At 30.3% G+C, this 11043-nt stretch carries 12 protein-coding genes, 1 tRNA gene and 1 pseudogene; 6 read left to right on the top strand and 8 right to left on the bottom strand.

The genetic code is table 11. The features are described from left to right. Positions 1 to 240: 240 nt before the first annotated feature. Complete coding sequence (locus tag I6U51_RS23450; protein ID WP_211144977.1) at positions 241 to 1266, bottom strand: branched-chain amino acid aminotransferase; 1026 nt, start codon at positions 1264 to 1266, stop codon at positions 241 to 243. Positions 1267 to 1614: 348 nt separating this feature from the next. Between I6U51_RS23450 and I6U51_RS23445 the strand changes: the two genes are divergently transcribed. Together I6U51_RS23445 and I6U51_RS23440 are read left to right on the top strand one after the other, a co-directional pair. Continuing rightward, complete coding sequence (locus I6U51_RS23445) at positions 1615 to 2388, top strand: PhzF family phenazine biosynthesis protein (RefSeq protein WP_211144976.1); 774 nt, start codon at positions 1615 to 1617, stop codon at positions 2386 to 2388. A 190-nt stretch (positions 2389 to 2578) separates the two neighbouring features. Next, positions 2579 to 2659 (top strand): annotated as a pseudogene (locus I6U51_RS23440) (peptide-methionine (S)-S-oxide reductase); the annotation flags it as partial. A gap of 160 nt (positions 2660 to 2819) precedes the next feature. Here the strand turns inward: I6U51_RS23440 and I6U51_RS23435 are convergent. Then, positions 2820 to 3479: a FusB/FusC family EF-G-binding protein gene (locus tag I6U51_RS23435; protein ID WP_211144975.1), complete on the bottom strand. Its 660-nt coding sequence runs from the start codon at positions 3477 to 3479 to the stop codon at positions 2820 to 2822. Between the two features lie 265 nt (positions 3480 to 3744). After that, entirely contained in the window at positions 3745 to 4050 is a 306-nt protein-coding gene (locus I6U51_RS23430) for a CD3324 family protein (protein ID WP_211144974.1), read from the bottom strand. Between the two features lie 416 nt (positions 4051 to 4466). Here I6U51_RS23430 and I6U51_RS23425 point away from each other — a divergent pair, with 416 nt between their 5' ends. Continuing rightward, positions 4467 to 4931, top strand: a complete 465-nt coding sequence (locus tag I6U51_RS23425; protein ID WP_211144973.1) for a GreA/GreB family elongation factor — start codon at positions 4467 to 4469, stop codon at positions 4929 to 4931. An 89-nt stretch (positions 4932 to 5020) separates the two neighbouring features. Here the strand turns inward: I6U51_RS23425 and I6U51_RS23420 are convergent, their stop codons facing one another. Next, positions 5021 to 5737, bottom strand: a complete 717-nt coding sequence (locus I6U51_RS23420) for a Crp/Fnr family transcriptional regulator (RefSeq protein WP_211144972.1) — start codon at positions 5735 to 5737, stop codon at positions 5021 to 5023. A 111-nt stretch (positions 5738 to 5848) separates the two neighbouring features. Between I6U51_RS23420 and I6U51_RS23415 the strand changes: the two genes are divergently transcribed. The 3 genes from I6U51_RS23415 to I6U51_RS23405 all read left to right on the top strand — a co-directional run bounded on the left by I6U51_RS23415 (position 5849) and on the right by I6U51_RS23405 (position 8603). Next, on the top strand, positions 5849 to 7381 hold the full coding sequence (locus I6U51_RS23415) for a YjjI family glycine radical enzyme (protein WP_211144971.1): 1533 nt from the start codon (positions 5849 to 5851) through the stop codon (positions 7379 to 7381). Then, positions 7374 to 8216, top strand: a complete 843-nt coding sequence (locus I6U51_RS23410) for a YjjW family glycine radical enzyme activase (RefSeq protein ID WP_211144970.1) — start codon at positions 7374 to 7376, stop codon at positions 8214 to 8216. Before I6U51_RS23415 ends, I6U51_RS23410 begins: the two co-directional genes overlap by 8 nt. A 312-nt stretch (positions 8217 to 8528) precedes the next feature. After that, a tRNA-Glu gene (locus tag I6U51_RS23405) sits at positions 8529 to 8603 on the top strand. Positions 8604 to 8687: 84 nt separating this feature from the next. On the opposite strand, the gene I6U51_RS23400 is transcribed toward I6U51_RS23405, so the two are convergent. The 4 genes from I6U51_RS23400 to I6U51_RS23385 form a co-directional block, all read right to left on the bottom strand. After that, the gene (locus I6U51_RS23400; RefSeq protein ID WP_246517652.1) at positions 8688 to 9008 is read right to left on the bottom strand and encodes a tyrosine-type recombinase/integrase; all 321 of its coding nucleotides are present in this window, start codon (positions 9006 to 9008) and stop codon (positions 8688 to 8690) included. Between the two features lie 203 nt (positions 9009 to 9211). Beyond that, positions 9212 to 9439 (bottom strand): hypothetical protein, encoded by a 228-nt coding sequence (locus tag I6U51_RS23395; protein ID WP_246517643.1) that lies wholly within the window; start codon positions 9437 to 9439, stop codon positions 9212 to 9214. Positions 9440 to 9511: 72 nt separating this feature from the next. Then, entirely contained in the window at positions 9512 to 9649 is a 138-nt protein-coding gene (locus tag I6U51_RS23390) for a hypothetical protein (protein WP_211144969.1), read from the bottom strand. Positions 9650 to 9879: 230 nt separating this feature from the next. Continuing rightward, entirely contained in the window at positions 9880 to 10197 is a 318-nt protein-coding gene (locus I6U51_RS23385) for a hypothetical protein (protein WP_246517641.1), read from the bottom strand. Positions 10198 to 11043: the final 846 nt, after the last annotated feature.

Here is an 11043-nt window from a genome sequence, read left to right as displayed (position 1 = left end):
TCTCGAAAGTTCTTAGGTTGTCTTAAAACACAAGCTTTAGACTGACTAAAAGTTTTTAACGTGCTGATGCTTGGAAACATATACCGGCGTATAAGTCAATTTTCGGCCTGGTAACTCTATATTATAGATAAAGTGATTAAGCCATCCTTTGCCGATACTTTCGCTAAAAAATGCAAAAATGTCAGCAAAGAATGGTTTAAATATAAAACGAGAATTGTCATTAATGAATTTTATAAACTGTTATTTAACCTCAACTATCCATCCTTCTGGAGCCTGTACATCTCCAAATTGAATTCCATAAAGGGTATCATATAGTTTTTTAGTTATAGGTCCTACTTCTGTTTCACTATGGAATACATGTAAGGTTCCTTTATACTCTATTCCGCCGATTGGAGTTATTACTGCAGCAGTTCCGCAAGCACCAGCTTCCTTAAATTCATCTAGGTTATCAACTAAAACATCTCTTTCTTCAACTTCCATATTTAAATATTCTTTTGCAATATATAACAAAGAGTATTTAGTTATACTTGGAAGAATTGATGGAGATTTTGGAGTAACAAATTTGTTATCCTTTGTTATTCCAAAGAAGTTAGCTGCTCCAACTTCTTCTATCTTAGTATGAGTAGCAGGATCAAGGTATATACAGTCAGCAAATCCTTTTTTCACTGCTAATTCATGTGGATAAAGACTTCCAGCATAGTTACCTCCAACTTTTGCTGCACCTGTTCCATATGGAGCGGCTCTGTCATATTCAGCTATAGTGAAGTTTACAGGATTCATACCGCCTTTAAAATAAGGACCTACAGGTATACAGAATACGCAGAATATATATTCTGGAGCAGGTTTAACACCAACGTTATCTCCAACGCCGATTACAAAAGGTCTAAGATAAAGAGTTGCTCCAGTGCCATAAGGTGGAACATAATGTTCATTTGCCTTAACAACTTTAATACAAGCATCTACAAACTTTTCTACTGGAACTTCTGGCATTAAGATACGTCTACAGCTGTCCTGTATACGTTTTCCATTGCTATCTGGTCTAAAAAGCTGAATTTTACCGTCTTTTGTACGATAAGCCTTTAAGCCTTCAAAACATTGTTGTCCATAATGAAGAGCGGTTGAAGCTTCACTTATACTAAGCATGTTATCTTCAACTAATTGTCCGTCGTCCCATTGTCCGTCTTTCCATTTTGAAATATAACGGAAATCTGTCTTGATATAATTAAATCCTAAGTTGTTCCAATCGATATTTACTTCTTTAGCCATTAAAAGCACCTCCAAATAAAATTTGTTTTATTATAATGACAAGTTTACCTCTTATTGTATGGAATATAGTATAGTAATTATATTATATCATACATAAATGTATGGCTTCAATTATATAATTGTATTACATACAATTATGATATTGAAAGCATATAATCGCGATGATATAATTTGCTTAACATACATATTGTGTGTGGAATATTACTCTACAGAATTTAATTTGGTATATGTAAAGTATTTTTTTAGAACCTAGCCAGGACTTGTATTGCAGTAAAAAGAACTTTCCATTGGCATCCTGTGTGAGGTTGAAACAGTTGTTTATTTAGGAAGATAAAGGAGAAAATTAAAATGAGACAATATGTAGTAGATGCTTTTTCAGACAAAGTATTTGGGGGAAACCCTGCAGCAGTATGTGTCATGGATGAGTGGCTTTCTGATGAGATTATGATGAAGATAACAATGGAAAACAATCTGTCAGAGACAGCTTTTGCCGTAAAGGAAGGATCAGATTATAAATTAAGGTGGTTCACTCCTGGTGGTGAGATTAATTTATGTGGACATGCAACTCTCGCAACGGCATATATTATCACTAAGTTTATTGAACCTGAAGCAACAGAAGTTCGTTTCCAGACACTCAGCGGGTTGTTAACAGTTATAAAAAAAGGTGAACTTTTTGAAATGGACTTTCCAGCTTACGAATTAAAAAAAGTAGAGGTAACGGAGGCAATGGTGGAAGCCATAGGAGTAAGACCACTAGAAGCATATATGGGAAGGGACTTACTCTGTATTCTTGGATCTGAAGAAGAAGTTAGAAATTTAAATCCAAATCAAGAAAAGATAAATGCACTAGATGGACTGCTTTTACAGGTCACAGCTCAGGGTAGAGAGTTTGACTGTGTATCCAGATCATTTGCACCTAAATGTAATGTACCAGAAGATCCCGTATGTGGTTCAGGACATTGCCACATCATTCCGTTCTGGGCTAACAGGTTAGGAAAGGATGAGTTGATTGCCTATCAGGCTTCGTCAAGAGGAGGCACATTATATTGTGAGTATCAGGGGGAGAGAGTAAAACTCAGTGGTAATGCAGCTTTATACTCCACTGCAGACATTAATTTATAGCTTACTTTCCATTTGCAGATGATGATTATTGGATATTTATTAAAATAAAGCTCTCAACTAGAATCTATATAATTACTATAGGGAATAATATATTTTTACTATATAAAGGCTTTAGAATGATATAATATATTAATAAATTATAGTTATATAGGAGGGATTTATAATGAAAAAAATAGTTTTAGCAGGTGGATGCTTTTGGGGTGTAGAGGAATATCATCAAAAATATCTTAAGAAAAATCCAGGTGGATATTGTCATATAAAATTAGATTGATAAAAACCCTATGTTTTAAAAAGCATAGGGTTTTTATTAAGTGCATTGTAGCGGATAACAGCCTAAAACATAATATAAGATGTTTTAGGCTGAAAATCTTAACCATAATTTATTTCTTGATTTTTTACTTGTGGAGATGGGCTGGATATGCGTGTAATTATCACTTTATATTGTTAACATCCTTTAAAATTTTCTCAAGCTTTTCGATTGATACAATTCGTTTATTACAATTCTCGCTATCTAAACATATATCAAAGCCTATTGATCTATAAGCACCTTCCGCAGAATTAGCTGTTTTACAGATAGGTGAAACAAAAGCTACTTCATTTTCCCCGCCTACATGATTGCAAAGCACACATCTACGAGCGTTATTGGAAACATGATTTGTAATTCTACACGCCATACCTACAAGTTTATCATCCATATTGTAAGCTACAAATAATTTTCCAGTGGATTTATCAATCCAACCTAAATATACATTCTTTAAATCCTGTGCATTTAGGTTTGGTAATTTAAGTTTCTTTTCCTTTTTAAATAGTCTACTAATTTGTGTATTTGTAATGTTTGGCATTCCATACACATATTCATTTAACTCAGCTAAATACTTATCAATGTGGGATGAATCAGTTATTTTACTAATATCAAGTAGCTCTTTTTCTTCCTCTGATAAACTTGTAAAAAGATATAATATTTTCTCTTGTATATATGCTTTAGCAGATTGAATAATATTAATATCTACACAACCTCTGAAAGCATTATTTAAATCATTTAAACACTTTCTTATATAATTATATTCATGCTTTTTTATAAAAGCCTTCATAAAATCAAGCACCTCTTTTCTAACACGTACTATTTTTCATTATTCATGTAAATAAATATGACATTACTTCTAGTTTCATTTTACCATCAGCCCAATAACAAAAAGATGATTATTATTACTCCAATTGAAGGTAACAATAATCATCCTAATTTAAAACGTAATACATATTCACAATCATTTTACTTTTGAACCTTGTTTTAAATTAGATATGATAACTTTCATTGGAGTTCCACAATGAAATCATAACATGGTTTAAAATAAGCATTCAATCTAATAAACAATTCTGTAATGATTGTGAGAATATACGTTTCTGTTGACCTAGTATTCTTCTTATACTTTTTTCTGACAGGTAATATTCCTGAGTTAGTTCATTAATAGTAGCTCCATCAATGTACTTTTTATAAATCTCATTATTTCTCACCTTAAGACTATTCTTTATACCACTCTTTTCTCCCCAGGCCTTATGATTTTCATTTTTTCTGGGTACATAAAGATATTTTCCATCTACATATTCTTGAATTATTTTAACAATTTCCTCTGGTAACACATCTTGTGCCTTTGCATATTTCATTTCCTTACTCCTCCACTCTTATGAAAGTATCAAAGCAAAGAATACAAAAAGGCTATGTGTTGCAGGGCCTAAAACATGTACGCATTCCAGCTAACCTAACAGCTTAGGCTCCAAACAAAGCATAGCTGACTTTGTTGTAGTCTTTGCACGGAGCAAGCTGATTTATAGCTGAATGTATCACAGACCTTCATAAAAACACCCCCAATACGTTACACCTATTATATCATAATTAATGTAAAATTAAATATATATTGAAGGTATGACTATTCTTTTTACCATTCTTTTTATAGTTTATTATGTTATGAAACACCATAGAGATTTGATAAGAATAAAAACTATTAAATAAAGTAATTTTTATTTTTTTCTATATACTGTATAATATTAAGGTAATATATCTCAAGGAGGTTTATTCTTATATGAATAATATACTAACAGAAGAAAATATGAATAAATTAAAAGAGGAATTAGAATATAGAATGACCGTAAAAAGAGCTGAAATAGCAAAGGAAAAATTAGTAGCTGCTGCACATGGCGATAGATCGGAAAATGCAGAATATAAAGAAGCCTGCGCAAACTATAGAGAAAATGATAATAGAATTCAATATTTACTAAGTATGATTTCAACTGCAACTGTAATAGATGATAAAAGCCTAGATAAATCAGTACTTGGGGTTAATAGCAAGTTTAGAATTAAATTTATAGAGGATGAATATGAAGAAACTATGTCATTAGTAACTACTATAGATGCAGATCCAGAAAATATGCTTATAAGTGTAGAATCAGATTTAGGGAAAGCATTAATGGGCAAAAAAGTTGGAGATATAGTTGAAGTTAATGCTCCAAGTGAAAAATATACTGTAGAAATACTAGAAATATTATAAGTTTTAATGTAATCTAACAAAATGTAATAGTTAAGTAAAAAGTAAAATCGGAGATTCCTCACTTAAAGAGGTACTCCGATTTTTTATGTCTATATATTATTAATAGAATTAAAAATTCTTTGAATCTTCTTGTAGTTATTTTCAGTTATTACTATATCTTGACGATCTCTCGAAATAATATCATCATCTGTTAACCTATTTAAATATCTATAAAGTGTTCTTTTATTTATATGTAAGGAATCTGCAATAAAGGTTTTATTGTCCTTAATTTTACAAGGAAGATTTTTTTTCAAGGTTTTATTATACAAATAGATAATCAAATTTTCGTATGGCGATATTGACGTTTTATATTCTGAAGCTTTTATAGAATGAGTAGAGAAGGCCGCCAAGTATTTTATTATGTATGAGGCTATGTGAATGTCATTATATATTGCTTCTAAAAAATACTCTTTTTTAACCTTAACCAGCAGGGACTTAGAAAGAGTTATTACAGTGCCACTATAACAACTAGTATTATTAACAGCTTCAATTAGGCCAAATATCTGCACTCCATTTAGTGTATCTGCTATTATACGTCTTCCATCAACAGTATAATATGCTATATAGGCCATACCATTGACTAATATATAGATATAATCTAACTTATTATTACTTTCAATGAATATTTTGTTTTCTTCCAAATCAAATATTTGAATTTTATCAGAAGAAAACTCTTTTAAAAATTCTTTGGAAGCATTGTGGGAACTAGATTTATTTGAAAAAGAAAATTCTATTACTTTTTTTAAAGAATCATTGAAGTTATTCATAATGTCTCCTTTTTTAAAAATGTGACAGTTGTCATTTATTAAAGTATATCATTATTGCTAAAATAGAATCAATGAAAAGCGAAATTATTAAATGATAGAGGAGGATTTATTGTGAAAATTTATAAAAATATCGACGAAACAAAAGAAGCTGTTTTAGAGATAATTAAAAATAAAAGTCTCACATATGAACAGCAAACTCATGGACTTGCAAAGCTGGCTGAAAATCAACTGCCTTATCCTGATGGCGCAGATGAAAAATTTTTTGAACTTGTTCATAAGGGTATTATATGTGACCTTGATGAAGGCCATGCACCTTATGCACCAAGATACATTTTACCTGATTATGAAAAGTTATTGAAAAAAGGATGTGAGTTTTTAAGGCTAAAACCTGCAAAAACTTTAACTGACGCAATTAATATGCTTTTGATATTCTATCATCATGTCCCTTCAGTAACAAGATTTCCTGTTTATTTAGGAAGCATTGATAAATTATTAGACCCTTTTATTGTAGATGAAAAAGAGGCAAGAGAACAGATAAAGTGGTTCTTAATAAATTTAGACAGAACAATAGATGATAGCTTTTCTCATGCAAATGTAGGTCCAGAAGAGACTTTGGCAGGAAATATAATTATAGATTTAGAAAAAGAACTTCAAAATGTAACTCCAAATTTAACAATTCTTTATGATGAGGATAAAACAAGTAATAAATTTGCACTTAAGTGTGTTGAATCCTCATTAATTTGTGCTAATCCAGCATTTGCTAATGATAAAATATTCAGAGAAGATTTTAAAGGCGATTATGGTATAGCAAGCTGTTATAATGGACTTCCAATTGGAGGTGGAGCATTTACACTTTCAAGGTTAAGACTTAATAAAATTGCAGAAGATTCAAAATCAACAGAGGAATTCTTTAACGTGAAGCTTTTAGAAGCTATAGACGCAATGACTAAGTTTATGGAAAGCAAAATTAGATTTATTGTTGAAGAAACTGCATTTTTTAAATCAAACTTTTTAGTAACTGAAGGCTTTGTTGAGCTTGACAGATTTGTTGGCTTATTTGGAATGGTTGGAATGCATGAATGTGTAAATAAGCTTATGAAGCTCGATAACAAGAATCTATCTTTTGGGAAAGATCAAGAAGCAAATGAGCTAGGAGTAAAAATCTTAGATATTATAAAAGAAAGAGTAGATAGATTTGAAAGCAAGTATGGAAGGATATGGGGCAATAGATTTATTCTTCATTCACAAGTAGGGGCAGCTGGAGATGAAGGTACCACAGCTGGAATGAGGATAGCAATTGGTGAAGAAATTCCTTTATATGATCATCTAAGACAGGCTGGAATGTTCCATAAATATTTTCCATCAGGTATAGGAGATCATTTTCCATTTGATCACACTGCAAATGAAAATCCGCAAGCAGTTCTTGATATTTTTAATGGTGGATTTGCATCAGGCATGAGATATATTTCAGCTTATGCAGAAGATGGTGACCTTATAAGAGTTACTGGATATCTTGTTAAAAAATCAGACCTTGAAAAATTCAACAAAGGAGAACAGGTAAGCTATGACACTATACAATATGCTCAGGAACCTTTAAATAATTATGGAATTCTTAATAGGAAAGTTAGAGGTACAAATGATTAGAGCAAAGGTTAATAAGATTATTGACAGCAGTGTTGTTGACGGTCCAGGAAATAGGACAGCAATTTTCTTTCAAGGTTGTAATTTCAATTGCAAGTATTGTCATAATCCAGAAACAATTAACCACTGTGTAAACTGTCTAAAATGTGTAGATAAGTGCCCTTCTAAAGCACTTACTGTAGTGGATGGCAAGGTACTTTGGAACAAAGATAACTGTATTAATTGTGATAATTGTATAAAGGTGTGTACATTTAACGCTTCTCCTAAAATACAAAACCTAAGTGTAGATGAACTGCTTTCCCATATTAAAAGGAATATTCCATTTATAAAGGGAATAACAACTTCTGGTGGGGAGTGTACACTACAAAAGGATTTTTTGATAGAGTTATTTAAAGAAACTAGGAAACTAGGATTAAGTAATTTTCTAGATTCTAATGGGTCAATAAGGTTTTCTGATTATCCGGAATTGATGGAATATACTGATGCCGTAATGTTAGATATAAAATCAATTGATAAGGATGAGCATATTGAACTAACTTCAAAAAGCAATGAAATAGTATTAGAAAATGCAAAGTATTTAGCAAGTATAGGAAAATTATTTGAAATTAGAACAGTTGTTATAGATGATTATTTAGATAATAGAAAAACTGTCTATGAAATAACTAATATGCTTAGGGAATATCAAAAAATCAAGGAAATAAGGTATAAGATTATAAGGTACAGACATTTTGGTGTTAGAGAAGAATTTAGCCATATGAAGGCACCATCAGAAGAAGAAATGAATAATTTAAAGGACATAGCTAATAAAAATGGTTTTGCAAATGTCTTATTAGTTTAGTATTCTTGAAAAGATGACGAGATTTAAAGGGGAAGTTATTTTGTATAAGTACAATATATGTACGACAAAGTAACCTCCCCATTTTCTTTTATGTATTTTTGTAATAAAAATTATAACATTACTAGCATTAGAATGCTTAATTATATTTGATAAAGCTTCTTTTGTTATAGTAATAAAACATTAATAACATTACAAATAAAATTTTTAGATAAGTGAAGTTTAATCTATTCATATAAGTTATTAGACAAAAATATTAAATATTATTATGATATTAGTATAGAAGTTACATAAATGTGCTAACTATAGTTCTAAGGCTCCTTGGTCAAGAGGTTAAGACGCCACCCTCTCACGGTGGAATCAGGGGTTCGATTCCCCTAGGAGTCACCAAAATGCTGTAACCTAGTAATATAAAGGGTTATAGCTTTTTTATTCCTATAAATATTATACGCCATTTTAAAATTTACACCATTTTTACACCGTATTTAATAAACTTAAAGTATCAATAGCCTTCTCCTTTTCTTTCTTCATTACATGTGTGTAAGTATCAGCAGTAATATCAATACTAGCATGACCTAATAATTTAGATATTGTTAATAATGGTCTATCGTTTTCAAATTGTAAGGTAGCATAGGTATGTCTTAAGGCGTGAAATTTTTTGTGAGCAACGCCACATCTTTTAAGAAAATATATCCATGATTTATTTAAATTACTTGCTTCAATATATTCTCCATTTGCAGATAAAAAAATTAAGTCTTTATTTTCTTCATTGAAACTATTTGCAGCTTTCAGCATAATCGATGTCGAATTCCTTCAAGCCTAAAATCTCACCTCGTCTCATGCCAGTAGCGTAAGAAATTAAGGCTATATATCTTATTTTTGTATCCTATCTCTGATTTAGTATTTTTTCCATGCTACTTTTACCTAAGAACTGCTTTCTAATTCTTTTGCCATTTGCATCTATTCCAACATCGTAAGTAATTCTATAGTATTCTTAATTAAAAAACTTCATCATCTTTTGTGTAATTATCCATTGCTGTGGTAAGTAATGTCATAGATCTTTCAAGCTGTTCATCTGTAATTTTCTTTTTCATGGCTAATAGTCTCTTTTCAATATTATTAAAATATTTTAAAACCCCAAAATGAGGTTCAAAATATACTAAATAGTTATCAATTTCGCAATAAATGCCATACTTTTCTCTATAGTGATTTATTGCTTCATTCAAAAAATCTTCAGTAATATTTAAGTATTCAGCTAATTCATATTTATTTCGAATACTCCTTTCAAATGCATTTACTTATGATGAATCAGACATTCCTATTGCACCTGAATTAGAAAAGCAGATAGAAGAAATTTCACAGGAATCAAAATTTATTATTAATCCTATAGATACAAGAGAAGAAATAGCAAAAATAGCTGGGGTGTCACATGGCACTATACAGAAAGTAGAAGTTATAGAAAAGGAAGCACCTACAGTAATAAAAGATGCAACAAAAAAACAATGATATAAGCATAAATTTATATTAAATACAGTGTTATAATAGTATCATAGAAAATTTAATATAACGGTTAAGTTGCCAACAGGGATTACATAAAAATTGTGCGGCAACAGTAAAGGCACCTATTTATAGAGTGCCTTTTTCTTATAATAAATGGCTTATAATATTACAAAAAAGATCCAAGTAATAATCCAGCTAAAAAAGGAGCTGAAAACCCATAGTTAAAATAAGGATCATAATATGGGTAGAAAGGATAAAAAGGATAAAAGAAAGGGCGATGATATCTACGTCTTCTACGACGTCTTTGTCTGTATCCTGGATCATCATATTCATCTGAATTGTAGTATTCATCCCTCATAGACATTGGATAGTTGCATGGGGGGCAAGAATACATAGGATAAGTAGGAGAATTCATATTTCTAGGCTGATAGTAGTTTTCAATTATGTCTTCATTATTGTCATTGTAGTAGTTCATGTTATTCATTAGATACCTCCATAAATTTTACTACAATATTATATTATGAATAAATATATAAATTGTTACTAAAAGTCAAATATATATATATACATAGGGGGAAATGAGAATATGCTAAATATCTATACAAGCTATAAATGTAAAACATGTAAATTAGAATTTGTATTACTATCAGAAGATGTAGACAAGATGGCTAAGGATAGGTATTTAACATGTTCTTATTGAAACAGTAAAAGAGTAGATAAAGAAAAGATAGAGACAGTTATATGTTATAAATGCAGATAGTATAGTTTTATATAATACTACAGTAAGAACTATAAAAGGAGATGAGAGTATGAGAATAGATACACCATATAGGCAACCAGACCCACCAGGTTGGGATAAAAAGATTGATCCACCAGGAGTTTAATAGATATGATATAATAAATAGCGTGTTAAGTACAAACATATATTAACTGGCGTTTAGGTCTTAGGACTTAGGCGCTTTTATTATTTTGGAGCTATCAGAACATGTATATAGAAAAAGATATAATTTTTATTCTTGAAATGATGTTATGAAACAGGTTTGATAGATGTCTTAGCAGTGCTCTAAACTTGAAATCATTAAGTGAAGTAAGTCTATGTTTTTATTTGTTTTACAACATAATGGAAAATTAATGCATATAAATATAAAAAATATGGCAATAATTTAGTTATAAACATTTGGGGGTTTATAATGATATATTTAATTATTGGGATAATATTTTTAATAATAGTAATTACATATGCATTATTAAAAGCAGCAAAGAATGCTGATAAAAGAATTGAGGAAATAAGAAAAAGAGATAAATAAGAGTTTGATATGCTCCCCTTGTG

Source organism: Clostridium aciditolerans (assembly GCF_016316925.1).
Classification (GTDB): domain Bacteria; phylum Bacillota; class Clostridia; order Clostridiales; family Clostridiaceae; genus Clostridium_AM; species Clostridium_AM aciditolerans.
Note: the sequence above shows the minus strand (reverse complement) of the source record. Positions and strands in the feature narration are given on the sequence as shown.